The following is a 25,947-nucleotide window of genomic DNA, read 5'->3' as shown; positions in this document are numbered from 1 at the left end:
ACAGATGAAGGAAAAACAGAGCAAGATAGTGATCGGAGGTGAACACAACATGAGGAGAGAAGCCAACAAAGGATTCACTCTTGCGGAACTTTTAATCGTGGTAGCCATAATTGGAGTGCTCGTTGCAATATCCATCCCGATCTTCAGTAAGCAGCTGGAGAAGGCAAGGGATGCTGTTTCTATTTCTAATATTAGAGCAGCGTATGCTCAGGCGATGACAGATGCGCTGACCTATAATGGCTCCCCAACTACAGGACAGAAACCATATCAAGAAGGAAATGATAAAATTTATGTAGACGCAAATGGATACGTATCTGCGGTTGTGGTTGAAGTAAAAATAGAAAGCCATTCGGCCAATGCTTGGAGTGGACTTGCAAAAGATTTACCATTTGTGTTAACGGGCAAAAATAAGAATTTAAATGACAATACATATGGTGATGTCGGAAAATATACTACTTCTTATCGACATGCATATGTGAATTTCACTTTTGACCAAGTACACACAAGCGAATATAAGCTCAAATACGCTTATTTTTATTTTACATCATAACATTCATAATCCTATGGTTGCACAGAGAAATAAAACTAGTATCATTCGTCGTAAGTGATTAATGAATATTGATCAAAGGCGTACAAAACCATGAACATAGAAGATTTCACAGATAAAGAGCAGAAACAAATCAACGCCGGCCTATCAACCGCCAATATTACCGACAAGGAGGCCGCTGACAAGATCCTTGCTCTCGTCCCGCAGGAGTGGATCAAGAAGATTCCCTTCTTCGTGAGAAAGCATGCAACGACAAAAACCATCGAGCGGATCGCCAATCAGTATCCTGAGCTGTATGCAGTCGCAAAGAACCCGGGAGAACTGCCGGAAAAAGAGCGTGAAGAGCTTCGAACGATCATCACGGATATCTTCAAAGAGAAGATGAACAAGCACAATATCAAATAACGGATGCCGTATCACAATACTGAATGAGCGGTGCAGAGACTCTACCTGTACCCATGACATCGATGAGACCCGGGATAAACGGACAATCCAGCCCGCTTGTTTCGGGTTTTTCAGTAATCATAGGAGGTGTGATCTCATGAGCAAAAAGGACAAGAAAGGCTTCACACTAGCAGAACTTTTGATCGTTGTTGCCATCATTGCTGTGCTCGTTGCGATATCCATCCCGATCTTTAGCAGCCAGCTGGAGAAGAGTAGAGTTGCCACGGATCAGGCGAATGTCAGAAGCGCCAAAGCTGCCGCAGCGGCGGAGTATATGAGCAATGGCGAGAGCGGAGCAGTATCTTATGTATATAACGACGGCTCTGTTACAAAGATAGATTTGACAAATTCGATGGAGCTGGATAAAAAGGTATCAGAGTCCGGATATGGAAAATCTACAAAAGAAGATACGGAGGGTTCCATCACCGGAGCGATTGGGATGCCGAAGGATTCCGTGGTTGAGGTGACTATTAACGGATCAGATATTACTGCCCGGTGGATCCAGGGGTTATTGTCTTATGACGCAAATACCAAAACGCTTACATTCTCGGAAAAGAATCTCAACAACCAATTGATCAAGGACGAGCTTGCAAGAATTGGAGTCTCTGCAGATGAAATAGAACAGATTGTTGCTCCGGATGGGTCTAAAATCGAAGACAACACGACAAGCTTGTTCAGCGGTTTTACCAACTTGAAAAAAGTAGATCTATCTCGAGCGGTACTGGAGCATTCGAGCTTTGAGATGTATGCCAATATGCCTGACTCGGTAAATGAAATTGTTCTGCCAAAGCTATCGTCCGGTGGCTATGATATTAAGGGCAAATGGTACACGGCAGATGGAAAGTGGAATCCTTCTAAGTATTACGATAAGGGAAAAGGAACCAGAATTTCTGCTGATCAAAGCGGACAAACGATTTATCGGAACAATCCGAAAGAGTAATATGATAGAAGTAATGTTATGAAGATGAAATCACAGTTGAAGAAAAACAGAAATAAAGGCTTCACACTTGGGGAACTCCTCATTGTGGTCGCCATCATCGGAGTATTGGTTGCAATATCCATCCCGATCTTTACCTCACAGCTTGAAAAAGCCAGAGAAGCTACGGATGCGGCGAACATTCGATCACAGTATGCAGAGGTGATGGCGGAGGCGATAACCGATGGCGGCGATGTAAACGGCTATGCTATGTTCGGTGCCGTGGAGCTCAAGCAGAAGAAGAATGAATGGCAGAGCACAGGGCTAAAGGAAAATCTGCAAGGCGTATATCAGAGCATAGAAGGAGACCATCCGAAAGCTGGCGGCACCGCATGGGTTGAGTATAGGGATGATCAGGTGATCCTTCACTACGAAGGTGGAAGCGGAAGCTCAGGTAGCGGAAATGCTGGTGGTGGAAGTACCGGTGGTGGAAGTGATAGTGGAGGAAGCACTGGAAGTGGAAGTACTGGAAGTGAAAGTACCGGAGGTGGAAATACTGGAAGCGGCTCTGGTGGAAACACTGGTGGAAGTTTAGGTGGTGGATCGGGCGCAAATTCTGATCCCCAGGGTAGCGGAGTGTTAAGTACAATTACGAGTAAAGCTACTGAGCTTCAGGGAAAACCTCAGGAAACCGATAATACAGATTACAACATTAAGATATCCAAGGGAAACATATATACATATAAAGGTGAAACGTATATTGCAAAGACGGATACGACATTAGTGAATAAGTATAACTGGCCCACTCCAGATACAAGCCAGGGTCAAAGTTATTATGTAAAAGTCGGGAATAATAAAGTCTTAACAAGTGCAGATTCAAGCAATGGCCGCGATTTGCCTGATACTGAATATGGTGATATTTATAAGACTGATGACGGAGAGCTATATTTGTTTGTCGCACAAGGCAATTATATAATTCCGTCGGATGGCGATGATAAATGGGTAAAAATAAACTTAAATTCATGAGTTATGGAGGCAGATGACAAAAGCATCTTCACACCCCGTGTCCTAGTCATCCTTTTGACTCTGAAATCCAGAACTACTACCTCGGGTTTTCAAGCAATAGTCATCGACTCCATGTGTTCTAAGGAAGTGTCTTCAGTAGAACGGCTTTACCATCACGCCAGTGTTGCCGACAAAGCTTAAGCGCGAGAATACAGTCAAGTTACCGGGGTGATTGTGAACGGGATAAACGGCGGTGCGGGATGAATACCTGCATCGCTTTATTGTTGTGTGTAGAACAGCGGTTCAGTTCTCTAAGCGGTGTAGGTCAACTTCCGATCGATACTGCGATACCACAACTCAGAACGCACAACTCAGAATGGTTAAGGAAAACTTGCGATATCTGGCGCTTCCATGTATAATAGAAGTAGGAAAATCCTACTTTCCTACTTTTGGAGGTGATATTAATGAAAACCGAATTCGTTAATGATGCAAAGGTAATGGCCAAGGGGCAGGTGACGATTCCCAAAAATGTGCGTGAAGCCTTAGGTATTGATGTCGGCGACAGAGTGACTTTTATCGTGGATGGATCAGATATAAAAATTATGAATTCTGCCATATATGCTTTGAAGCGTCTGCAAAAGCAAATGGCTGGAGAGGCAGATAAGGCAGGCATCACATCTGAAAATGACATAGCTGAGTGGATTACAAAATCCAGAAGAGAGGAAAATGCTCAGTGAAAGTAATGATTGACACGAACATACTCATTTCTGCGGCATTAGATGCAGGTGCTGATCTGTTCTTAACCGGTGATAAAGACTTTTTAGAGTCTTCTGTTACGGACCCAAGAATTATCAGCGTAAGTGACTTTTTGAATATACAATGAAGAAAATCTATTGCATGAGAAAGCTATAAGGCGGTGCGGGATGAATACCTGCATCGCTTTTTCGGTGCTGATTCTTTAGATTACAAGTCTATCGGTCAACTTTTCATGGCAGGACTGTAGACGATATGGTATTATAGAAATATCAGAAAACTGGTTAATAGCATACTAAGGGCGGGTAATAGTTTAGGCATGGAGCAAAGTAGAATCGCTCTATGCCTCATTTTTTAGTGATGTAAACCACACAAGGAGGAGACGGTACGGCATGGACAATAAGAGCATCAAAAAGCTTGAATCAGACTTGTGGGAATCAGCAGACTTGCTTCGTGCAGGTTCAAAACTCACCTCGAATCAGTACTGTATGCCTGTGCTTGACCTGATCTTTCTCAGATATGCGTATTCGCGCTTCAAAAGGGTTGAAGCAGAGATCCTGAAAGATCGTCCGATGCGGAATGGGAGAGTAATACCTGTAGAGGCGATTGATTTTGCAGAGAAGTCTGCGCTCTTTCTTCCTCGTGAAGCACAGTATGATTATCTCGTCAACCTTCCAGAAGACATCTCTGCCGCAAACTTGACCGATAGAAATGGTGATCAGATTGCGTCCCTTGGTGCAGCCGTAAACAACGCAATGTCAATGGTAGAAGATCAGAGCGAACAGTTAAAGGGCGTACTTCCAAAAGAATATACCATCTTTTCAGATGAGCTTCTCTCGGAGCTTCTCCGGATCTTCAATAACAATGCGCTGGATGATGTTGGCGGAGATGTTATTGGACGTATCTACGAGTACTTTCTGAATAAGTTTGCAAAGAACGTTGCTCAGGACGACGGCGTTTTCTTTACGCCTAAATCACTTGTGGAAATGATCGTCAACATACTGGAACCGACGTCTGGGATCCTGCTGGAAATCATCCGACCGAAAATGATACAATTTAACGCTTCCAAAATGTGCGCGTGAAAAAGGGTGCAAGGTCGAAAATAAGGGTGCAGGGCTGTGATTAAGTGTACAACGTAAAGTATGATTTGTATTATTGCGGTTAAGAGTTACATCAAAGATTGATGACAATACTGAAATATTAAAATTGGAAGGAAAATACATGTATAGGATAGCATTAATACCAGGAATAATAATTACTGTATTAGGGGTACTTGCACTCTTAGGTGGTGCCGGAGGTGCGAGCCTGGTTTTCATTATTCCCGGCGTGCTTCTTATCATTATTGGAGAAAAGAAGAAAAAGAAAACCAGAACAATTGCTTCACAGAATCATGCGAAAACACTATCTGAGCAGAAACCTATCAATAGCTATAATATAGCGAATCAGGTTTTTCGAGCTGCTATGTCGGAGTCGAGAACTCAAATTGAGGATAAACCATTAATACAGGCATCAAATAAACCAGCACCGCTGAATAATGATGAAACATCGTCTGAGCCGCAATACAATGATGACCACAGTGTCGCAATTCAAGTGCCTGAGCCCGCTATGACGCAAGAAGATAATTCAGCAGAAGGTGAATCTTCTACGTCAGAATCTGAAAATGATCTTGATGAATATATAAAGGAGTTAAGAGAATCCACTCGAAAAAAATTGATTCAATATGTTCCTGCAGGAAATACTTACATCGATTCATTACATGATGCGTTTTTTGCTGTGGATGTTGAGACTACAGGGTTAAGTCCCGAAAGAAACAGAATTATTGAAATCGCCGCTGTAAAATTTGAGAACGGAGTTCCTGTTGACTCATATTCTACATTGGTAGCTTCTGTCAAACACATTCCAGAATCTGCTTCAAGGGTAAACGGTATTACTGACGAAGATTTGGAAATCTATGGTGAAGACGAAATTTCTGCATATGATCAATTCACAGATTTTTTAGGCCAGGATACTCTTGCGGGGAATATCTGTATGGTAGCTCACAATGCCTCATTTGATATGGCATTTATCATTAATTCGTTAAAACGGCTCAAATATAATGAGGATGTAACTTTAAGGTATTTTGACACCCTGGCTCTTTCCAGAAAGTACCTTACCCTTCCGAACTATAAACAGCCGACAGTTGCCGAATATTATGGAATAGTAAATGATGATGAACATCGTGCTGAAGGGGATGCAATAACTTGCGGAAAGATTCTGGTACAATTATTGGAAAACATGAAAGATGAAGCTGAGCTCGCTCGTATTGCACGAGAGAAATCCCTTCCCACAGACGAAGAACGTGAAATTTGTGCATATATTAAAAAAGTTCTTATGGATGCGGGAAAAGAAACCGCGAGACTTCGTTTTGAAAAGAAAAGCGGAGGAAACATTAAGGCAAAATATCCATATGGTTTTACAAGCTTTAAAATACTAAAGAGTAAGCCTATGTATTTTACGTTTGACAAATCAGACTATGTTCATTGTGAGTTAGAGGCAAAGGATACAGATTATCGTAACGGGGAAGCTTATTCAGTTCGCGTAGATCTGGAACGGCCACAACAAATTGAGCTCCTTAAATCCTCTATTGTTAAGGGATATAAACGTGATGGGAAAAATATCACAGATTTCTATCGCCATAATAGATGGGTTCAGCAAGACGCAGAATATACCTTTCAAATCGATGATGATGAAGTGGATTCTTTAATTGCTTCTGGTATCGACAGGGCAGACAAAAAAGAAGAGCAAAAAGCTGCGCGTGAAGCAGAAAAAGCTGCTATTGAAAAAGAGAAGGAAGAGCGTCGCCTTGCAAGAAAGCTTCAGACAGAAAAAACGATAAAGCCTTCCGAACATAAGATTAAAAATACGGGCCATAAAATAGGAAGATATGATGATGACATGACTTTACTTGAAGAATATGAAAGTGTATCATCGGCATCAACAGCTGTAGGCGTTAATTCTAAAAGTATACGTGATGCGGCTTCCGGACGGCAGAAGCATGCGGCTGGATATGTTTGGCGTTATCTGGATTCTAATCATAACGAAGGAGATAGCATTTGAGAAGATGCTACAGTCTATGAAAATATGCATAAGATTACAAACAAGCAATATGAAGAATATCAGAAGTTGCTGGATGACACGAGGCATGGTCGTATGTTGACGCCAGATGGGCTGCGGCTCCTTTGTTCCGCGTGCAATTATGATCCGACCGAGATCGGAAAGATAATGCTGGAGAATCTAGCCAATTTACAGGCCAAGGGTGCTGTCAGTATGCATCCCAGACAAGATGTAGATCCAGAAGCAGACAATAGTGAAGTCTGACGAAAAGAAGAAGTGAATTGCTTCATAACGAATAAAAAACGTCGATAGTGTCAAGATTTTTTCGCAAATTCAATTTCAACCATCGGATTCTTGGTAGTTAGCCGGCAGACGCCTCGAGGGACTACGCTGAAGACATTCCGATAAAAATGTACTGTGCAGCGCCGATGATCTCGCGGTTGCCGTCTGTAGATACGCCGATAGCAACAAGGACGGACACGTTCTGCACTTCGCCGCCCCAGCTGCGTTTCAGATAAATACCGTCAACATAAACGTATGCGTATTCACCGGTCAATTTTCGGCTGCGCCAGGTTTCGATATGTTCGTAAGCCTTCTGATTGAGATTACTGATCGTTCCTGGAGATACCTTAGTTCCCCAAAGAGCTTCTGTGATATCCTCTACGCGGCGGACGGATACCCCGGCCAGATACATTTCGATCAGAGCTTCTTCGACGGAGCATTCCCTGCGTTTATAGCGTTCGATGATGGCTGTCTCAAACTGGATACCTTTCAATTTAGGGACCTTTAATTTCGCGTCTCCTGCAGTTGTGGTGAAGTTTCTCTCATAATGACCTGAGCGGTAGCCATTACGATTCTCTGTACGTTCATACTTTGAAGCGTTGACAAGTTCATCCGCTTCATGATCGAGCAGGGCATTCAGCGTTTCTTCAACACTACTGCGGACAAGATCTTTAAGATCATGCTTTATTAGGTCTTCATTTAACTGTATAATGTTATCGGACATAGTCATTGCCTCCTTGGTGGATTTTGTGTGGTAACTTAATTTTACTGATGGCAATAGACTATGTCTATTTTTATTCAATTGAATTTGCGAAACTTATTATACGTTATCCTGAAAAGGTTGTATGAATATGAAAGACGGCTGAAAGACCGGAAGAAGGCAGAGTATTATGAACTGAAAGCAAAACTGGAACAGATGAAAACGGAATATGGCTTTGAGGATTAACGTGACTTGGGTTCCGGTCCTTTTTACTGACCCGCACACCCTGCAAGAGGTGCCACGACAGGAAGACGAGAAAGTATGATTCACAGCTAAAATATAAGTATTAAGCAACACATTAGCTTGCTATAAGCATCACAAAGTGCTATATTTGTAGTAGAAAGGTGGTGGCACTTATGGCGAATAAAACAGCAAACGTTAATGCACGTGTTGAAGAAAATGTGAAGACAAAAGCAGAAGACATTCTTTCGGCTATGGGAATTCCTGCATCTGTTGGAATAAATATGTTCTATAGGCAGATTATATATTGCCATGGACTTCCGTTCAGACCGTATGTCCCTGAGAATGGCCCTCGGGCATTAAGCAAGATGACCAAAGAAGAATTTGATTCTCAAATGGCGGCGGGACTTGCGGATGCAAAGGCTGGAAGAGGAGTCCCTGTGGACGAAGCATTTGATCAGTTGCTCGAAGGGCATAAAGAGAAAGAGGCCGTTAATGAATGAATACAAAGTCATCATTACATATCATGCTTTGCATTCAATGACGGAAATCAGGGATTACATAGCGCTAGAGCTCTCGAACCCATCAGCGGCGGCTGGACACCTGGAACTTTTCAAAAGCGAAATAAAAAAGCTTTCAAATATGCCAGACAGACATAAACTGATTGATGAGCAACCATGGCATGATGAAGGGGTTCGAAAGGTGAAGGTAAAAAACTATTATATCTACTACTGGATTTTAGAAGAAGCGCATGTCGTTTATGTAACTGATGTAATTTATACTGGCAGCGACCAGCCTAAATGGCTTGAACAAATGCCAATGCAATAACAGCAAACCAAAAAGCATTTGCCGAACAACGGCAAGTGCTTATTTTTTGCCCAACCAGGGGGAGATCATAATCCTGAAAGGTGTTTCTACAGGAGACCGGCGCTCCCTTCCGTGCGTGCGTCCGCGAAATTGATTCCCCGGGGTCGGAGGTCTTTGTTTCCAATTTTTCCTACCCGTATTCGAAAGTTCAGTATTTCGGCGTGGAAACAGCCGGAGTTTTGGATATCGACAGCGAACTTATTCTTGCATTCAGCAATGGAGCAAAACTTCAATTTGACTTTAAGTCTCAAGTAAACATCAAAGAAATATGTGTAACGATCTCTCAGTTCGTATTATAAGAGGTTGTGCAACCAAATAGTTATCATTAAACAAGCATCTGTTGTTAATGATATGTACCCAGAATCCTGGACACATATCATTGCGGCAGTTGCTCTTTTTATTTTAATAAATAGACTGATGGATAAATAGACGGAACATTTTTTAAGTGATATTATAATATCAAGAGATGGCTGCGCTGGAAGAGTTAAAGACAGAGTAAGTGACAGCCTAAGAGAAAGAAAGGTGGATAAAAGGATACTTTGCATCCGATTAAATATGACTTCAGATAAAATTCAGGATTATGATATGCGGCTCAGACTACTAGATGCTATACCAACGCCTTATGCAGTGTTTCGGGTTTTGTTTGATTCCACGCGCAAGCGGGTGGTGAATACGCGGTATGTATATGTCAGTGATGCATATTGTGAGATGGCAGAGCATCAGAGAGAAGAACTGATTGGTCATGATTTTCTAGAGCTGTATCCTTCTGGTCATGTATGGTTTCCTTACTGTCAACAGGCATTAGCAGAGAGAAAGACAGTGCACGCATGTTTCTATTCGGAGGAAGCAAAGCATTGGCTGGATTTTAAGGTGAGTCCTGCTTCCGAACCGGACACCGTTGTATTTCTTTTTACCAATATCGATGAGTTCATTTTAAAAAGCCAGCGTGAAAGAAATACCGACAATATCATTCTCCTTATTTCAAAGCTCCTGAATAATGGAGAGGATTTTGAGACATGCATGAATCATGCGCTGGAACAGCTCAGTGCTTTTATCCATCCGGACCGTTTGTATGTTTTGGAAACTGATGGAATAACGGCAAGCAATACCTTTGAGTGGTGTGCGGATGGTGTGAAACCGGAGATTGAGACCTTGCAGAATTTGAGCTATGATGAGTACCTCGGAGGATGGGAAAAGTATCTGAAAAAGAGCTCGAGTGTTGTTATTGCGGATATCGAGGAGCTTAAGGCAGATGATCCGGTGGATTATGAAAACCTGAAACGGCAGGGCATCCATCGGCTGGCAGCTGCACCATTTTATGATGGCGGAAAACTTATAGGATATCTGGGCGCAGATAACTATGAGCAGAATGACCTCGTAAATACGCAGGCAGTCTTAAATTCGATCTCGTACTTTATCGGTGCCAAGATCGTCAACCACCGGCTGATGGAAGGACTCAATCGGCTGAGCAGAAGGGATACTTTGACCGGAGTGTTCAATCGCAATGCAATGATTGAGCGCATCAATCAGCTCGCAAAGCAGCATGTTACCATCGGTCTTGTATATGCTGATGTTAATAATCTGAAGTTTATCAATGATTCCGGAGGACACGAAGCAGGCGATCAGGTACTACGGGATTCTGCGGAGATACTTGTAGTTCAGTTCGGAAGGGAAAGGGTATATCGGGCTGGCGGAGATGAGTTTGTGGTTATTGTCCCGGACATAACGCAAAAAGAATTTCATGCAGCGTACGAAGTTCTTGCGATGAAAATGAGAGAGCAGAAGATCAATCAGTTTTCTTCTGGTGCATATTGGTATTCTGACAGCAGCGGAGTAGAAGAGGCGCTGCGGATCGCAGACCGGCAGATGTACGAGCAGAAGCGGCTTTTTTATGAGAGAAAAGGATTTGACCGAAGAAGAAACAGGAAGGTTACAGAGTATGAAACCCTATGAATTTTCAGCTGACACTCGAGCTTTTATAGAAAATATACCTATACCTATCGCTGTATACCAGTATGTCGAGGAGCAGATTAAGCCGCTCCTGGTTTCCAAGGCTTACTTGGAACTTTTTGGCTACAGCAGCAGTGAGGAAGCGGTTTACGGTCTTGGCAGAGATCTGTATCGAAATGTGCATCCCGATGACATTGCCAGGATGGAGCAGTATTCCTACAGCTTTGCCACGCAAAAGAGCGACTATGATATTGTTTTCCGAAATAAAAGAGAGGATCAGGCGGAATATCATCTGATTCACGGAACAGGTAAGCATATCACGGTAGATGGCGTAAGCATGGCATTTATCACATATGCAGATGAAACTGCGGAGGCAGGCAATGATCAGGTGGTTAAGGCAGTCCTGACCACGTTGTCAGGTAAGTATGATGCGTCGGACAGTTCAGAATTTACCAAGCATTATGATGCTCTTACGGGACTGCAGAATATGACGCATTTCCTAGATTACTCTATGACAGGCATCGAGAAGATCTGGCAGCAGGACCAGATGCCTGTGATTTTATATTTTGATCTGTGCGGACTTAAGGAATATAACAGCAGGTACGGACTCCGGGTTGGAGACCAACAGATCTTGGCTCTTGCAGAGTTGATTGGAACATATTTTGGCAGGGATAGAGCCTCTCGTTTTGAGAGCGATCATTTTGTCGTATATGCGGAAAATGATCAGATTGAAACCAAGCTGAATGCGCTCTTTTTTAAGATGCAAAATCTGGACGGTGGAAACAATCTGGCGGTAAAAACAGGAATTTATAAATATGAAAACAATGGCACCAGACTGACCGATGCCTGTGACAATGCGAGACTTGCATGTGAATCTATCTCGCAGACGACGGTGTCAGCATTTGCCTGGTTTAACAGCACCATCCAGAAAAACATGTCTCTTAAATCCCATATCTTGAGAAATTTTGAAAAGGCCTTGGAAAATGGATGGATACACGTTTATTACCAGCCTATAATCCGCACAATGACAAAAACGGTGTGCAACGGTGAGGCATTGGCGAGGTGGATGGATCCGGAATATGGTGCGATTTCTCCGGGAAGGTTCATCCCCATACTGGAGGAAAGCGGTCAGATATATAAACTGGATCTGTACGTGTTTGAGCAGGTTTGCAAAAATTATGCAGAGATAAAGCAAAACGGGGGCAGCCCGATCCCGGTATCTGTGAACCTGTCAAGGAAGGATTTTTTTCATGATGATCTCCCGGATACAATAGACCGGATATCACAGAAGTATGGCGTGCCGAGAGAATTCACCAATCTGGAGATTACGGAGAGCTTTTTTGTTAAAAATACAGATAAGGTGAATGCGTTCATCAGCCGGTTTCATCAGATGGGCTATAAGGTATGGATGGATGATTTTGGATCGGGATACTCGTCTCTGGGTGTTTTAAAAAGGTATTCCTTTGATGAGCTGAAGCTTGATATGTCTTTTCTCCAGGACTTTGATGAAAAGGCAAAACAGATCATTATATCAATCGTGCGGATGGCGAAAAAGCTGAACATTTCCACGCTGGCGGAAGGTGTGGAAACAGAAGAACAGTTTTCGTTTTTACGGGAAATCGGATGTGAAAAGATACAAGGGTATTATTTTGCACACCCCATGCCATTGAAAGAGATGATCTCATATTTGAAACAAAGGGGATTAGAGCTGGAAAAGGCGATGTGGCGATCCTATCTTACGAAGCTGAGCCGCATTGATTATCTCACAGATAAACCGCTCTGCGTTGTGGAGGATGACGGCGTAAGCTTAAAGATCCTCTTTGTCAATGAGGCTTACCGGGAGATTCTGGCCAGAGATAATGTGCGGGATCTCAAGGACTGGGAAAATAAACTCAATACACCTGGAGATCCGATCCATATTTTCCATAGACAGTATGCAGATCAGCAGCTTCGGAAGCAGAAAGGTCCACAGACGACAGCATATCCTTCCGGAGATCACTATATGCAGCTTACGGGATCAGTGGAAGCTATACAGGATAATCATTATATTTATACGGTTCATATTCAGTATGTGAAAGTAAATGTTCAGAATTTCCAGCAGGTGACGCTAACAGCGATGAGTGATCTCTATTATATGTGCAATGACATCGCAATCTTTGACCTGGAAAATGACACGCTGGAGGGGATAAAGACTTCGCTTACAGATCAGCCGATGGCAGTGGGGAAAAAGCAAAAGGATATTTTCAGGATAGTTGAAGCCTGGACCGAAAAGTACTGCTACTTGCCGGATCGGGAGCGTTTCCTGGAATTTATTGATACTGCTACCATGAAGTCCCGTCTTGAGCAGAATCCGAACCATGTTCTCACGGGGATTTTCCGGAGCATGACGGCTTCAGGGGAGTACCGCTGGTTTCTCCATATCATTATCCCTATGCAGAGATCGGATTTCAACAGAGCTCTGCACATCACGATAAGAACCGAGCTCGACGAATCAAAAATCGACAGGATTGTGTCCTCACTGAGCGATGTCAGATACATACAGGAAAAAGAGACATTTACAGGAGATATCCTCTGGAAAAATCTGTCTTTAAATGCAAACCGCATGTATTTCTGGAAGGATTCCAACAGAAGGTTTGTTGGGGCAAGTGAGAGCTTCCTGCAATATTTTGGTATTCATACAGAAAAGGAGATTATTGGAAAAACGGATGAAGATATCGGATGGCATATTGATCCGGAACCTTTTAAAAAGGATGAGGAAGAGGTACTAAGCTTCGGAAAGAAAATTTATATGCAGAGAGGGTGTTGTATCATAAATGGCTCAAACCGGGAAATTGTCGCAAGTAAGATCCCGGTTTATCGTGATGGCAGAATCATAGGTATTCTGGGAGCTGTGGTTGATGCAGAGGAAGCACAGCACTTTTTTATCGAGGACAAAAAGCGATCATCTATGGATCTGATTACCGGTCTGTCCAATACGCGCGGTATTTCAGACAGTATCTATGACTATCTTGTTGAGTACTGGCGCACAGGTAGAAGCTTTGCGATGATTGAAGTATATGTTCCTCAGTATCAGGAGATTGTAAAGCTCTATGGAGACAGCTCAGGAGACGCTCTGCTTAGTGAAATCGGTCAAATCCTGAAAAATTGCTGTGCTATGAACTGTGTCATCGGCAGAACTCAGGCAAGCTATTTTTATCTTTTAATGAAGTTTAACGATAAGGAGGAAGTGAGAAATGCTGCTGGAAAAATCCGGGCGGCGATAGAAGCTGTAAGGAGAGTAGGTCAGTGGCGCGGAAACTGCTGCCCTGTGATCAGAGCATACTACACAGATACGTTCAGCAGAGACCAAAACTCATATACACATGGTTTGGTTGGGGTCATCCTTAATAGCAAGGATAGTGAAGAATTTTGACGTTTTCTCTTAGTTTAATACATACCATGCGCTGTGGCGGTAGTCCTCAGCTTCAGTTGTTGAGGACTACCACCCATTTATCGGCAAGCTCCGCAGCACAGGTATCCAAATCCGCAACGCTGTAAGCGTATTTATCAGCATAATCACGGAAAGCAGTGATGACATCTGTATTTTCAATGGATGGAACCATGGGATCAAAGCGATCCAGGCTGCTGAATACATAATTTCCGGCTTCCGCATCATAGACATTCAGAGTACCGCTGTTTTGGAGGATCTTACGGGCTTGTGTGTTGACAGGGATTCCTTTTTCCGTGCCCTGGAGGAGAACCATGTCGCTGTCGTTGACCAGAAAGTTTAAAAGGCTTGCGGCTTCTTTCGGATGACTGCTTCTGCTGCTGATTGCATACATTGTGGCGGGTTTTACATACCACCCGTAAAGTGCGTCGTGGTCATTAGTACGAGGAGGGTTAGCAAGAACCGGTGATGCGCCGCGACTGGTAAGCATTGTACAGTAATTATCGGCATCACTTGCCCAGATACCGACACCGGCGCAGGTCCCGTTACCGAAATCCATATCAGCACTCTTGCCGTTTACGCAGATCACCTGTCCGTCAAAGAGCTGTTTGTAAAATTCCAGCAGTTGCCTTGCAGCGCTAATTCCCCCAATGTACTTTCCATCATTATCAAAAATCGTCTGCCCTGTGATCTGTTCATAGTGGGCAATTACAGAGAGAAAAAGGTGCTTGTCACTCAGATGCAGAGGATAACGACCATCCTTGTGCATGACAGATGCTGCTGCAAAAAGATCATCCCATGTTTCAGGAACATTTAAACCGTATTGATCCAGTAAAGCCTGATTGTAGTAAAACACTACGGCGTTATATGCAATCGGGATGGCATTCAGCACGCCATTGGAAGTGCCATAACGCAGATCTATCTTACTGTAGGAACTCAGATCGGTGATATCTGAGAGCTTATTGAGATCATAATATCCGGAACCATCAGCAGAATACTGGCGAATCCAGTTAAAATTGATCTGCATGACATCAGGCTCCTTGCCGGAGAGCATATACACACGGTTACGTCTTTCATAACCGTTCCAGACACTGTAGGAACAGTCAACCTCGATATTTGGATGCTTGTTCTCAAATATGTCAATGCCATTGAGGGTATAGAGATGCCTGTCGTCATTACCCCACCAGCTGAAGGAAATAACGGTATTTTTCTTAGTGTCCGTAATGACATCGCGGTTTTCTGGCTTGTAGACAAGAAAATAATAGTTGAATCCAAAAAAGATCAGGAGCATAAAGATACCGATGGTAAACCGGATGACATTGCTTTTTCTCCTTGTGTTTTTTTCTCGTAACTTTATCATGGATTTTCACTTCCCTTGTCATCAAAATGATCCTGGCTTTTTCCGTTTCTCTTTCCCAGGTAGAGGAGAGTATCGGCTCTATTGAAAACATCAGTAAAATTCAGGTCGCTTTTATGTACGATTGCTGTGCCACTGCAAAAAGAGAGACTGTCAACGGAGTAATCTTTTGCAAGGCTTTTGTCGAAGCTATTCCGTAATGCGGCGATGTATTTTTTAAGCTCGGTGATGGCGCGCGTCTCATCTAAGATATCTATGCAGCCGAAAACACCAAATTCATCACCGCCGAGTCTGCCTAAGATAAATTCCGAGCCAAAGGTGTCAGATAGGAGCTTTGAGAAACGGCGCAGAACTTCGTCTCCTTCCAGATGACCGTGTTGATCGTTGATTGACTTAAAATGATCCATATCAAAAATGGAGAAGCTCATTGTTTTGCCCGCAGGTTTTTCTTTTATAAAAGCATCCGCTATAAGGTGAAATTCTTCGCGATTATAGAGACCGGTCATGCGGTCGTGTTGAGCCTCGTCCTCCAGTGAATCGACATAATGATTGGCGGTTACATTCATCCGTTTTGTCACCACTACGCCGAAAATGAGGATGACAGCCACGAAAGCTAGTATGACAATTATGGTGACTTCCATGAAGCGGGTGTTGTCCTGAATAATCAGGCTTGCCGGTACTGTGCAGACCACACGCCAGCCATTACTGCATTCATCGCTGGTGATCAGTAGAGTATTGGTCATTACACTGCCGTTTCTAAGGTTGTTAAGAAGTGAAATTGTAGATTCCGGCAGATTTGAACCGATTTTTTCATCTTTGTTGGAATAGAGGATACGATTATCGTTGTTTACCAGAGAAACCTCCATACCATCGAGCTGTTCAGGAATCTGAAATACCCCCTTTAGTTCGCGGGAGTAAAAAGAAATCAGTATGATGGCATAGCTGTTGTATCGCTCAAAGTAGTAAATGTGCGCGGTATCTCCGTTCAATCCAAAAACCCAGGCATCGCTGTTATTTCCCTCATCTAAAATCTCACTGAATGCCTTATACATACCGCCGTTTACGTACGTGCTCTTTGTCGCCTTGGAGAGCGAGCCGATCACCTGGTCATTACTGTAAATAACGGCAAAATCAGCATAATTGTCCAGCAGACTCAGATCGGTAATATTGTTATTGATCTGGTTGGCTATCTGAAGCTTTGTATAGTCATCAACGCTGTCATCCGATGGATCATAGGTATAGCTGGTACTGTCGGAAAAGAGCAGTGCAGAAGCTTTTTCAACCTTGCTAAGATAAGAGTCAATGTTCAGTTCCATCTGGCGGTTACTTGCACTTACAAGGCTTGCAGCATTCTCCTGCATAAAAATATTGGACCTGCCTGTGAGAAGCACAATAATATAGAGTGTGATCCCCAGGATCAGCGATGCAAAAAGAATGATGGAACGCAGCTGTATTTTTTTAAATTCGTTACCCATTTTATAAAATTATAAAAGAGAAATTATATATAAAGCGTGTTCTTTGAAACAATTTTTAATTCATCGGATCGTACTTCCTGATAAAATTAGATTATCACTTAATTTTAGCAGTGTCAATTTTGGACGCTTTATGAGGAAGTAGTATATTTTGCGTTTTTTATGAGGATGTTGTATCAGAGTTTTAATATGGTTTCAATATGGTTTAGAATTTAAACAAATATACAGCTTGAAATCGTTTACATTCATGTTTATATTAAGATACTGGTTAATTTCCATAAAAATCATGAGAACAAATTGGTAAGAACAACTAGAGAGAGCTGTTTATGATAAGTGTTGCGACCCAATTAAATTATGACAAAGCGTATCTGCCTTTTTATATCTCGTTTCTGATGGTCTGTCTGATTTTAGCCTGGCATGTGTATGGCAGGATCCAATCCAATATCGGACGGGAAGCCGAGAACCGTGCTTTCCGCAGGATCATTTTGGTTTACGGAATCTATATTATCGTAGACTTCCTTATTATAATGACTGCCTATTACACCGGAAGCCGTACAGGTGTCTTTTTGCTTAAGGATATAGAGTCCTGGATTCTCACTTACTTTACATTTTCCTGGTTCCGTTTTGCAGAATATTATCTGGACGGTTTCCCGGTTACAAATAAGCGTATAACACCGCTGTTTTACATTCCCATTATCATATCGGCACTTTCCACCGGTTTTCATGTATGGAATCTGCTCGGCATTAGTGGACAGGGGCAGATGTCTTCGGATGCCATGTACGCGGTGAACCGGATGGTGGATTTTTTCTATCTCATATTTGCCTTTATCCATACGCTCTATATGATGCTTCAGCAAAAGCGTAAGTCACATCGGCAGAGATATTATGTGATTCTGGAGTGCATCGTTTATCCCTTTGCAGCTGCCCTTATCAGTATTTATATCAGAAATGTTCCATACATCATTCTGGGCATCCTGCCATCGATTCTTAAGGTGCTCATTGAAATGCAGAATGCAAACATTTATACAGATGCACTCACACAGATCAATAACCGCTATCGAATCAATGAATATCTTGAGCGGAACTGGGAACATTGCTCTATACAAAATCCGACGGTGATGTATCTTATTGATATTGATAAGTTTAAAAAGATTAACGACAAGTATGGACATCTGGAGGGAGACCGGGCTCTTGTTGCCGTTGCGGAAGCTCTTAAAACGATGGCTATGGATGGGCTTGTGATCGGACGATTTGGCGGAGATGAATTTATCATAGCTGACTTTCATCGGCATGATCCGGAAACTGTAAAGCAGGCGTTACGTATGGAACTGAAGGAAATCGTGAAAAGTAAAAATTTTACTTTTCCGCTTACGGTTTCTGTTGGATATGCTTACTGTATAGATCCGGAGGAAAAGATCACGGATGTGCTAAAACGAGCAGATGCCATGCTGTATGAGGATAAAAAGGTACAGGGTGCAAAATGAGGTGAGAGATCATGAAATTACGAAATCATAATGGCATATCGCTTTTAATTCTGCTGCTGGTCGTTGTGGCAGCAGGACTTCTTATCAGTATCTCCATCCCGTTTATCGGGAACCGGCGGGAGGAGCTGCGGCAGATGGAGGATATTGGCAATGTCCGGATGGCGAAGGATATCCTGCTTACAGAAATCAATGCCGGGACATGTTCTAAGGAAACGGTGTATGTATATGATGCAGAGCATAACATCATCCGTGCAGATGAGCCGGATGAAATTGCAAAGATCAAACCCTATGGCCGCTCTGCAAAGCGTCAGGGCAGAGACTTTGATGTGAATTTCGGAGTAGAACCAAGTATTCCAAAGGATAAGATCCTTTATGTGATGATTAATAGCCAGGGAACGTATCTTGCCTGCTGGGGCAGTGCGCCTCTGGACTGGTAATCAGAATCACAATGCGGTATAATGCACATGGCAATCAAAAGGATTAAGGCTCAGCCTGTATAAGCTATAACCAGCCGGGAGCTTTGATGAAAATATCAAATCAATTAAAAACGAAATTACAATCAGAAAACGGCGCGTCACTTATGGTGGCGTTGCTGTTTTTTGTCATGTGCGCATCAGTAGGATCTATCATTCTGGCGGCTGCGAGTGCAAGCGCCGGTAGGATCAGTAAGGTGGATACGCTTGCTAACCGTCAGAGATATGCTTTGATCAGTGCAGCTCAGCTCATTGAGGCAGATATGAATGATTCTGCTTCCATGACATTCCCACAGCAGAATTGGACACTCCGGACATATCGTATTGATACAATACTTGCAGATACAGATGAGGATGACGAGGATGAAAATGATTCAGAGGATGCAGCGGATTCCAAAGAATCAGCCGGGAAAGTCAATGAAAATCATAATTGGATCATCTCCGGCGATACCAGGAAAGCAGGTGGGAATTACATATTGCCAGTGGATCTGACAGAAGTTCCGGTGGATGATGAGACATATTATAATTATGACGGACTTGAGAAGCTTTCTTATGCATGGAAACAGGATCCGATGTATGAGGACTCGATTTCAGACACCAAGATCGATGGAAGCAAATTAACTAACGGTTTCAGTGACGTGCGTCAAATCCTTGCAGATAAGGTTTACCGGCATTACTGGAATCAGATTGCACAAGGCACAGATAAGGAGGGTGGAGATTCTTTCTGGTGTTCAGACATCGACGAAACTTCTGTAAAATGGAGTAGCATCACAAAGTCGGAACCCTATCAGGTTGGAATGGATGGACTCAGAATTACATTGAACGAGCAGGATCATAATCGGCTGGTACCGGTTTACATGGATATCACAATGGATCAGGACTTTAAAATTACGGCGCGTCTCTATCCAGGTACAGAGGAAAGTACTGATAAAACTGCGCCGGATCTTGCTTCATTACGGGATAATGCACTTATCACATTATATCTTACGGTTCCGGGGGATGGCACCATTACCTATGGGGAATCACAGACAGAAAAGTCCTGGAAAATGGACGATAATGATGATAATGACGATAACAATCGGGAGGATGATGACGATACGGGGGAAAAAGAGTATCTTGTGATTACAGACACGTCTCGGCAGGTCTCGATGACATTAAACTGGCAGAAATGCAGCATCAGTACATTATCCCCGGAAACCGCGGATCATAAGGAAAGTGAGAGCGCAGGATGAACGTTTGCATTAGAAAACTTAAGGATACGGCAGGAGACAGCATCGGAGAGGTGCTGGTTGCCTCTCTGATTATTTCACTTGGGTTAATTGCGCTTGTCAGTATGCTGATGGCATCCCGCCGTCTGATTGCGGCTTCTGACCAGAATTACTCGGAAAATACAGAGTTGAGAAGCAATATAGAGCTTCAGAATGGGACAGAACGTTCTGCTACAGTGATTGTTTCCGGAGATAGGACAGACACAGGGGCTTCCGCGAGAGCATCCACTAAGGAGACAGGGACAGTAAATGACACAAGAGAGATTCTTACTTTGGACAAAGACATTAAAATACCGGTCAATGCGCTGTCCTTTGGTCAGGAAGACAAAGAAGATGCCCGAATTTTTATGTATCATAAGGCGAATGCAGGCAGTTCTACAAAAGCTTTAGATGATTCCGGGCTGCAAACTCCCGACGCTAAGTTTGCCGGAGATAAAGGAACAGAAGGATAAAGTATGCAGCGGATTCAATATAAATTAAAATCTGCCCGTGGAGTTACGCTCGCGGAAACTCTGATATCGGTACTGCTTCTTACAATTGTACTCACGGCAGTGGTCAGTGGCTCGCAAATGCTGCTTCGTGTATATCATAATGTGCGGGTCAAGGCAGACGCACAGACCCTTATGTCTACGGCAATGCTGGCAATTTCCGATGATCTGTATACTGCAAAGGATTGGGATACGCCGGATACCAGTGTTAAATCCAATGCCGGAGAAGATATCGGCACTGCTGTCAGTTCGGATGACCATATCTCTGGTGACACCAGGGCATTAGGAGCAGACCTTGACCACACGGGTTCCTTTATGTGTGAGAAGCAGCATGGCAGGATCTATTATGAAAATGCTGTTGAGCCTGATACCGGGAAACATACAATTTTACGTAAGGGAAGTATTAACAACCAACTGGTGACCGACAAAACGCAGAGCCTGGACCTCAACTTGGAACTGACCGGTTTTACGTGCAAGCGTGATCCCGAGTACGGGTCGCTGATATTCACAGTAGGGATCGAGGTTTTCTCCGGTTCCGAAGAGAATAAGACGATCCTGGAACAGCAGGAGTTTACAGTACGCTCCATGGTCGTGGCAATAGAGCCGGAAAGTGATGAAGAGCATGAAAAAGAAACGGTTCATACATCCAATCCATAATAAAAAGGGATTTACTCTCGCAGAGATGCTGCTGGTTGTTGCAATCATCAGCATTTTAGCAGGCTTTGGATTTGTTAACGTCGCGCGTTACCAGAAAAAGCTCAAACTCCTTGAGATGGATAATACAGCCAGGGAGCTTTTTGTCGCTATGCAGAATCACCTTACGGAGCTGCGCACGAGTGGAGAGTGGGAGCAGCTATTAAGGGAAAAATCAGCAGATGCGGACCAGAATGGACAGACTGCAGATTCCGCAGATGATGCATATTTTGGAAGTTCGCTTGATACAGCATCCACCGGCAGACTGCCGGATGGAGAGGAGATCGATACGTCCGAGGATCCTACCGGACATGATTTTTACAGGATTGTATATACGCCCGGGATAAAACAGGATAGTGTGCTCAACCGGATTTTACCGGAAGGATCTCTGGACGAGACGGTACGCGCAGGTGGAAGCTATATTGTCGAGTATGACAGGACAACTGCGGAAATCTATGCTGTATTTTACTCTGATTTAAAGAGTGGTTTTTTCAGTTATACATCAGGTGATCCATTAACAGCAGAGGATGCAGACAAACTGTATGGTCTTGGACTCAAGACAGAATCCCGGGAAGATTACCTGCCGACACATGCTTCCGGCAGGTCGAAAGGCATTTTTGTAGGGTACTATGGTGGGGCAGTTAACAAAGCCAATGGAAATCCGGAGGAGAATCAGCCGGATTGGGAGCCTGTTGTTACAGCAAAACTTGTAAATGATGAAACACTGTATCTTGATGTAAGCGTAAGTTACAGGAATCGTAAAACAAAGGAAACAAGAGACGCTCTGCCAGGCGGATACCAGCCACCGGAAATCAGCTATACGGTCATAGGCGAAACGAGTGGAGCGTCCCATGGGGGACAGTTTGATTACGCGGCGACGCATCGACATACGCTTGATGATATTACAGTACAAGGGCAGAACTTTGCGGCACAGTATCCTGAACTTACACCGGGCGAGAATGTGCATTGCAAGGTTTCAGCCGTGATCCGCCAAGGAGAGCAGACATCAGGCAGTGTGGAAGTCAGCACCAATACAGAAAACAGCCTTTACGCATCGGCGCACATTTCCAAAGCGTCCGACAAAGGGACGTATACCCTATCAGAGGTTTCTGTTTCTAACGGACGACAGCTTGAGAACCTTTCTCATGATATATCAAATGCAGGCAGTGTCGATAGCGCTAAACTTACAGCGGATCTTGACTGGCAAAACCGGTATGGAAGTCTGGATGTATACAGCTTTACTGGTAATCAGCTCACTACTGCATCAGGACAATTTGTTGCGATCAATCCGGAAGCTGCCGGAAGCTTTACATTTAGCGGAGAGAAACATACTTTGTCCAATATGAAAATCCATGAGGGCAGCAGTAATAAGAATGTCGGATTGTTCGGTGCATTCCCGGATGATGTAGATGTTACCATGCAAGATGTTAAGCTTCAGAATGTAAGTATCCAGGATGCAATGGCCAATTCCGGAGCATTGTTAGGATATAAATCCGAAGGCAAGCTGAGCTTTAGCGATATATCTTTAGATAAGGCTTCTATCAGTGGCAGTGCTGGAAATTATGGCGGTCTTGCAGGAGCTGTCAGCAGTCCGCTGCTTCTCCGTGATATTGAAGCGCAGGATGTCTCAATTCAGGCAGTAAATGCTGCTGGAGGACTGATCGGATTATGCACTGGTACGGAAATGGCAGACTGCTATGGAGATTTTGCAATCGGAAATCTCGAGATCAGCTCTACAGCAGAAAACGCAGGAGGACTTTTTGGATCTTTGGAAGGCAGCCTCAAGACATACCAGAAAACGGTGATCCGGGAGACTCAGAACAGCAGCTGGATCATAAGCGGCCAGCAAGGTGCCGGAGGGCTTGTGGCGTATGCTGCAGGAAATGTCATGCTGCCTAAGGTTATGATGGATGCCAAGTTGTCTGTTACCGGAGAAAAGTATGCCGGTGGTCTGGTCGGTTTTAACGGCGGCAGCCTTGACGAATGTAAAGACGCGGCTATTATCGTGCGCCAGGAGCTTACTATTACCGCAGGCGGCGCTGATGGCCATGCAGGCGGCATCGTGGGTATGGCAGGAAAAAGCAGTACCGTTACGCTGCAAAAGATCTCGATCGGCACAGATACTCCTGATACTGTTAACAGGAGCATTATAGGCGTAAGTTCGGCAGGTGGTATTGCAGGACTGATCCAGGGACAGGTTTCACTTACAGACGTATCTGTGAGTGGAAAATCGTTTTTAATCTCTGCGAGCGTTAAGAATCTTACAGACGGGAGCAATGCTGGAAACGCCGATGGGAGTGCCGGAGGTCTTATTGGCAAGACAAGGCAAAAGGGCGGTGCACTTGCAATACAGATGTCTCGTGCATCGGTTGCTTTACGCGGTGACCAGGATGCCGGTGGACTGATCGGAGAGGCGGCTGATGGCAGTCTTCTGATCCAGGAAAGCTATGCTGCAGGACAAACAGAGGGTGGTGCCTATCAGACCGGTACGGCACTCGATGGACAAACTTCCAATTATAATGTAATTTCCGGAGGAAATGCCGGTGGACTTATCGGAAGCGTAAATCAATGTTCTCTTTCTGAGCTTGACACAAGCTATACAACAATGTCGGTATATAGCTCTTTTACACAGATAGACAACGGGGAACAGGCTGCAGGTGCCGGTGGCTTTATAGGCTCTGTCAATGCAGGAAAGCTTAAGCTCGATAAGACTTATACTGCTTCTCCAGTGAGTGGAGCAGTGGATGAGCGTATTGGCGCTTATATTGGTATACTGGACGGTGATGTAAAACTTCTGTCTTCTAAGAGTAATTACTATGCACCGGCACTGAATCAGGGTCGGAGAGTATGCGGCAATGCAGACTCCATAGAGGGAGTTGCGCCGGTAGAACAGGAAGAGATCAACGGAAGCGGAAAGCAAGGCTCGGCAAGTCCGATGGATAACACACTGTCTAAACAGTATCCCTATAAAACGATAGTGGAATTAAGCGGTGATACAGCTTCCGGACTCGATACACATATTGGAGACTGGGAGATACGGCAGTATTACAACATTCACTTTGATGCCAATGGAGGATCTAATCCGGATGCTATGGCGGATATGAAGTATCTCGATTTTCGTAAGGACTATCAACTTACCAGAAATATCTTTGTGAGAAATCCTGACACGATGGATGGAGTGCAGGGAGAATATACTTTCCTCGGATGGAACACCAAGGCGGATGGTTCCGGCACCTCCTACTCGGATCAGGCATATGTGCGATTGCTCTCCACGACAAGCGGCGCAACTGTGACACTCTATGCGCAGTGGCATCGTTCAGGATTTGTGTGGGATTTCCCATATAAGGAAATCAGCAGAGGAGAGAAAGAAACCGATCATATCCAGATCTTTACTGCGGATCGCGCCGGTATATACCGTCTGGAGGTCTGGGGAGCACAGGGTGGTGCAGGCATCAGCGGAGACGCCATGGCAGAGTATGTGCTGAACAGAGATGTGAAGGCAGGCGGATCTTATGGCGGTCGTGGCGGATATGCGGCTGGAGAGATTCATCTTAACGCAGGTGATACCATCTATGTATATATCGGCGGTAAGGGAGATATGTCTACAGAATCCGCGGTTATCCCGGGCGGTTGGAATGGCGGTGGCAGTGCAAAGGGAGAGCATGCCTCCAAAAATGTTACAAATACTCATGGTACTGTATATTTGTGGGGCTCCGGAGGTGGAGCGACACATATGTCATTGCTGCCTGCCGGCGGTTCGATTGAGAATTATCCAGACCTTGCATCCTATGTCAGAGATCAGGATAGTGTACTGCTCGTAGCCGGAGGTGGCGGTGGTGCCGGAAGCTTCCATAATGCTGGTGGTGTCGGTGGTGGCAAGACAGGAGGTAATGGCAAGACAGGAGGTAATGGCAGCAACAATACGAATCAGGGCATGGGAGGTACGCAGACGACCGGAGGCAGAGGTATTGCAAAGTATTATGTAAACCTCTTTTATATCACCGGAAAGAACGGTACAATACAGAAACAGATAGAAAATACCCCGGAAACTAACGGCCGATTTGGTGCCGGTGGTGGATATAACAACCCGCCGCTTCGGATCACAGGGATCAAAGGGATCAAAGGGATCAAAGAATATTATTTTGTCGGCTTTAATGGCTCCGGAGGCGGAGGCGGATGGTACGGTGGCGGTACCGGATACGATAAAGCGAGTGCTGCGGGTGGTGGATCCGGACATGTCCGTAAGGATCTGCTTCAGGATCTCGCGGGTACCGGTGCATACTTTGGGACTCTCAGCAGTTCAGAGACATTTGCATCTCCACAAGGTACAATGGAAACTGGTCACGGAGGAGATGGATACGGCAGAATTACGCTGCTCCGCGAGGATGCTGGTAATGATTCGTCCACAAATTCAAACACCGGGGCGTCGGCTGCCTCGGATGCGAAGACGATCACCGGGCCGGGGGCAAACCTTCCGTGACTTTCTTA

21 protein-coding genes and 1 pseudogene are annotated in these 25,947 nt (G+C 44.2%); 18 read left to right on the top strand and 4 right to left on the bottom strand.

What is annotated here, in order from left to right; translation table 11 throughout:
• Positions 1 to 4 precede the first annotated feature (4 nt).
• Together ACTNEN_RS07505 and ACTNEN_RS07500 are read left to right on the top strand one after the other, a co-directional pair.
• Positions 5 to 550 (top strand): type II secretion system protein, encoded by a 546-nt coding sequence (locus ACTNEN_RS07505; RefSeq protein ID WP_441205533.1) that lies wholly within the window; start codon positions 5 to 7, stop codon positions 548 to 550.
• 90 nt (positions 551 to 640) lie between these two features.
• Positions 641 to 952 carry a hypothetical protein gene (locus ACTNEN_RS07500; RefSeq protein ID WP_441205532.1) on the top strand — a complete coding sequence of 104 codons (312 nt, stop codon included), beginning with the start codon at positions 641 to 643 and terminating at the stop codon, positions 950 to 952.
• Here ACTNEN_RS07500 and ACTNEN_RS07495 read toward each other — a convergent pair.
• Entirely contained in the window at positions 945 to 1,073 is a 129-nt protein-coding gene (locus tag ACTNEN_RS07495; protein WP_441205530.1) for a hypothetical protein, read from the bottom strand. The two genes, ACTNEN_RS07500 and ACTNEN_RS07495, sit on opposite strands and share 8 nt — an antisense overlap.
• Positions 1,074 to 1,088: 15 nt before the next feature.
• On the opposite strand from ACTNEN_RS07495, the gene ACTNEN_RS07490 reads away from it, so the two are divergent.
• From ACTNEN_RS07490 to ACTNEN_RS07470, 5 genes are all read left to right on the top strand, one after another.
• Entirely contained in the window at positions 1,089 to 1,931 is an 843-nt protein-coding gene (locus ACTNEN_RS07490) for a type IV pilin protein (protein ID WP_441205528.1), read from the top strand.
• A gap of 18 nt (positions 1,932 to 1,949) precedes the next feature.
• Entirely contained in the window at positions 1,950 to 2,933 is a 984-nt protein-coding gene (locus tag ACTNEN_RS07485) for a type II secretion system protein (protein ID WP_441205526.1), read from the top strand.
• 443 nt (positions 2,934 to 3,376) lie between these two features.
• The gene (locus ACTNEN_RS07480) at positions 3,377 to 3,649 is read left to right on the top strand and encodes an AbrB/MazE/SpoVT family DNA-binding domain-containing protein (protein WP_441205524.1); all 273 of its coding nucleotides are present in this window, start codon (positions 3,377 to 3,379) and stop codon (positions 3,647 to 3,649) included.
• A gap of 408 nt (positions 3,650 to 4,057) precedes the next feature.
• Positions 4,058 to 4,747 carry a type I restriction-modification system subunit M N-terminal domain-containing protein gene (locus ACTNEN_RS07475; protein WP_441205522.1) on the top strand — a complete coding sequence of 230 codons (690 nt, stop codon included), beginning with the start codon at positions 4,058 to 4,060 and terminating at the stop codon, positions 4,745 to 4,747.
• Between the two features lie 139 nt (positions 4,748 to 4,886).
• The gene (locus ACTNEN_RS07470) at positions 4,887 to 6,761 is read left to right on the top strand and encodes an exonuclease domain-containing protein (protein WP_441205520.1); all 1,875 of its coding nucleotides are present in this window, start codon (positions 4,887 to 4,889) and stop codon (positions 6,759 to 6,761) included.
• Between the two features lie 412 nt (positions 6,762 to 7,173).
• Here the strand turns inward: ACTNEN_RS07470 and ACTNEN_RS07465 are convergent.
• A pseudogene (locus ACTNEN_RS07465) lies at positions 7,174 to 7,764 on the bottom strand (IS256 family transposase); the annotation flags it as partial.
• 392 nt (positions 7,765 to 8,156) lie between these two features.
• On the opposite strand from ACTNEN_RS07465, the gene ACTNEN_RS07460 reads away from it, so the two are divergent.
• The 5 genes from ACTNEN_RS07460 (at position 8,157) to ACTNEN_RS07440 (ending at position 14,209) form a co-directional block, all read left to right on the top strand.
• Positions 8,157 to 8,483 (top strand): type II toxin-antitoxin system RelB/DinJ family antitoxin, encoded by a 327-nt coding sequence (locus tag ACTNEN_RS07460; protein ID WP_441205519.1) that lies wholly within the window; start codon positions 8,157 to 8,159, stop codon positions 8,481 to 8,483.
• A complete protein-coding gene (locus ACTNEN_RS07455) occupies positions 8,476 to 8,808 on the top strand; it encodes a type II toxin-antitoxin system RelE/ParE family toxin (protein ID WP_441205518.1) in 333 nt (110 codons plus the stop codon). The genes ACTNEN_RS07460 and ACTNEN_RS07455 overlap by 8 nt, the downstream gene beginning before the upstream one ends.
• Positions 8,809 to 8,888: 80 nt before the next feature.
• On the top strand, positions 8,889 to 9,146 hold the full coding sequence (locus ACTNEN_RS07450) for a PH domain-containing protein (protein WP_441205517.1): 258 nt from the start codon (positions 8,889 to 8,891) through the stop codon (positions 9,144 to 9,146).
• 286 nt (positions 9,147 to 9,432) lie between these two features.
• Positions 9,433 to 10,800 (top strand): diguanylate cyclase domain-containing protein, encoded by a 1,368-nt coding sequence (locus ACTNEN_RS07445; protein ID WP_441205516.1) that lies wholly within the window; start codon positions 9,433 to 9,435, stop codon positions 10,798 to 10,800.
• On the top strand, positions 10,787 to 14,209 hold the full coding sequence (locus ACTNEN_RS07440) for an EAL domain-containing protein (protein ID WP_441205515.1): 3,423 nt from the start codon (positions 10,787 to 10,789) through the stop codon (positions 14,207 to 14,209). Before ACTNEN_RS07445 ends, ACTNEN_RS07440 begins: the two co-directional genes overlap by 14 nt.
• Positions 14,210 to 14,261: 52 nt before the next feature.
• Here ACTNEN_RS07440 and ACTNEN_RS07435 read toward each other — a convergent pair whose 3' ends face one another.
• Together ACTNEN_RS07435 and ACTNEN_RS07430 are read right to left on the bottom strand one after the other, a co-directional pair.
• A complete protein-coding gene (locus tag ACTNEN_RS07435; RefSeq protein WP_441205513.1) occupies positions 14,262 to 15,584 on the bottom strand; it encodes an ABC transporter substrate-binding protein in 1,323 nt (440 codons plus the stop codon).
• The gene (locus ACTNEN_RS07430; protein WP_441205511.1) at positions 15,581 to 17,056 is read right to left on the bottom strand and encodes a diguanylate cyclase domain-containing protein; all 1,476 of its coding nucleotides are present in this window, start codon (positions 17,054 to 17,056) and stop codon (positions 15,581 to 15,583) included. Before ACTNEN_RS07430 ends, ACTNEN_RS07435 begins: the two co-directional genes overlap by 4 nt.
• A 323-nt stretch (positions 17,057 to 17,379) precedes the next feature.
• Here ACTNEN_RS07430 and ACTNEN_RS07425 point away from each other — a divergent pair, with 323 nt between their 5' ends.
• From ACTNEN_RS07425 to ACTNEN_RS07400, 6 genes are all read left to right on the top strand, one after another.
• Positions 17,380 to 18,537: a GGDEF domain-containing protein gene (locus tag ACTNEN_RS07425; protein WP_441205510.1), complete on the top strand. Its 1,158-nt coding sequence runs from the start codon at positions 17,380 to 17,382 to the stop codon at positions 18,535 to 18,537.
• An 11-nt stretch (positions 18,538 to 18,548) separates the two neighbouring features.
• A complete protein-coding gene (locus ACTNEN_RS07420) occupies positions 18,549 to 18,974 on the top strand; it encodes a hypothetical protein (protein WP_441205508.1) in 426 nt (141 codons plus the stop codon).
• A gap of 86 nt (positions 18,975 to 19,060) precedes the next feature.
• The gene (locus ACTNEN_RS07415; RefSeq protein ID WP_441205506.1) at positions 19,061 to 20,242 is read left to right on the top strand and encodes a hypothetical protein; all 1,182 of its coding nucleotides are present in this window, start codon (positions 19,061 to 19,063) and stop codon (positions 20,240 to 20,242) included.
• A complete protein-coding gene (locus ACTNEN_RS07410; protein ID WP_441205505.1) occupies positions 20,239 to 20,730 on the top strand; it encodes a hypothetical protein in 492 nt (163 codons plus the stop codon). Before ACTNEN_RS07415 ends, ACTNEN_RS07410 begins: the two co-directional genes overlap by 4 nt.
• A gap of 3 nt (positions 20,731 to 20,733) precedes the next feature.
• Entirely contained in the window at positions 20,734 to 21,423 is a 690-nt protein-coding gene (locus tag ACTNEN_RS07405) for a pilus assembly FimT family protein (protein ID WP_441205504.1), read from the top strand.
• Positions 21,389 to 25,939 carry a glycine-rich protein gene (locus ACTNEN_RS07400; protein WP_441205502.1) on the top strand — a complete coding sequence of 1,517 codons (4,551 nt, stop codon included), beginning with the start codon at positions 21,389 to 21,391 and terminating at the stop codon, positions 25,937 to 25,939. Before ACTNEN_RS07405 ends, ACTNEN_RS07400 begins: the two co-directional genes overlap by 35 nt.
• The last annotated feature ends 8 nt before the right edge of the window (positions 25,940 to 25,947 follow it).

The organism is Oribacterium sp. HCP28S3_H8 (genome assembly GCF_052064775.1).
Lineage (GTDB): Bacteria > Bacillota > Clostridia > Lachnospirales > Lachnospiraceae > Oribacterium.
Note: the sequence above shows the minus strand (reverse complement) of the source record. Positions and strands in the feature narration are given on the sequence as shown.

Excerpts from the sequence above, each read along its gene's own strand:
- ACTNEN_RS07500 (WP_441205532.1), top strand. The coding sequence starts at position 641 with ATGAACATAGAAGATTTCACAGATAAAGAGCAGAAACAAATCAACGCC.
- ACTNEN_RS07485 (WP_441205526.1), top strand. The coding sequence starts at position 1,950 with ATGAAGATGAAATCACAGTTGAAGAAAAACAGAAATAAAGGCTTCACA.
- ACTNEN_RS07425 (WP_441205510.1), top strand. The coding sequence starts at position 17,380 with ATGATAAGTGTTGCGACCCAATTAAATTATGACAAAGCGTATCTGCCT.
- ACTNEN_RS07430 (WP_441205511.1), bottom strand. The coding sequence starts at position 17,056 with ATGGGTAACGAATTTAAAAAAATACAGCTGCGTTCCATCATTCTTTTT.
- ACTNEN_RS07420 (WP_441205508.1), top strand. The coding sequence starts at position 18,549 with ATGAAATTACGAAATCATAATGGCATATCGCTTTTAATTCTGCTGCTG.
- ACTNEN_RS07505 (WP_441205533.1), top strand. The coding sequence starts at position 5 with ATGAAGGAAAAACAGAGCAAGATAGTGATCGGAGGTGAACACAACATG.
- ACTNEN_RS07495 (WP_441205530.1), bottom strand. The coding sequence starts at position 1,073 with ATGATTACTGAAAAACCCGAAACAAGCGGGCTGGATTGTCCGTTTATC.
- ACTNEN_RS07455 (WP_441205518.1), top strand. The coding sequence starts at position 8,476 with ATGAATGAATACAAAGTCATCATTACATATCATGCTTTGCATTCAATG.
- ACTNEN_RS07435 (WP_441205513.1), bottom strand. The coding sequence starts at position 15,584 with ATGATAAAGTTACGAGAAAAAAACACAAGGAGAAAAAGCAATGTCATC.
- ACTNEN_RS07475 (WP_441205522.1), top strand. The coding sequence starts at position 4,058 with ATGGACAATAAGAGCATCAAAAAGCTTGAATCAGACTTGTGGGAATCA.
- ACTNEN_RS07480 (WP_441205524.1), top strand. The coding sequence starts at position 3,377 with ATGAAAACCGAATTCGTTAATGATGCAAAGGTAATGGCCAAGGGGCAG.
- ACTNEN_RS07405 (WP_441205504.1), top strand. The coding sequence starts at position 20,734 with ATGCAGCGGATTCAATATAAATTAAAATCTGCCCGTGGAGTTACGCTC.
- ACTNEN_RS07415 (WP_441205506.1), top strand. The coding sequence starts at position 19,061 with ATGAAAATATCAAATCAATTAAAAACGAAATTACAATCAGAAAACGGC.
- ACTNEN_RS07445 (WP_441205516.1), top strand. The coding sequence starts at position 9,433 with ATGCGGCTCAGACTACTAGATGCTATACCAACGCCTTATGCAGTGTTT.
- ACTNEN_RS07400 (WP_441205502.1), top strand. The coding sequence starts at position 21,389 with ATGAAAAAGAAACGGTTCATACATCCAATCCATAATAAAAAGGGATTT.
- ACTNEN_RS07470 (WP_441205520.1), top strand. The coding sequence starts at position 4,887 with ATGTATAGGATAGCATTAATACCAGGAATAATAATTACTGTATTAGGG.
- ACTNEN_RS07440 (WP_441205515.1), top strand. The coding sequence starts at position 10,787 with ATGAAACCCTATGAATTTTCAGCTGACACTCGAGCTTTTATAGAAAAT.
- ACTNEN_RS07490 (WP_441205528.1), top strand. The coding sequence starts at position 1,089 with ATGAGCAAAAAGGACAAGAAAGGCTTCACACTAGCAGAACTTTTGATC.
- ACTNEN_RS07460 (WP_441205519.1), top strand. The coding sequence starts at position 8,157 with ATGGCGAATAAAACAGCAAACGTTAATGCACGTGTTGAAGAAAATGTG.
- ACTNEN_RS07410 (WP_441205505.1), top strand. The coding sequence starts at position 20,239 with ATGAACGTTTGCATTAGAAAACTTAAGGATACGGCAGGAGACAGCATC.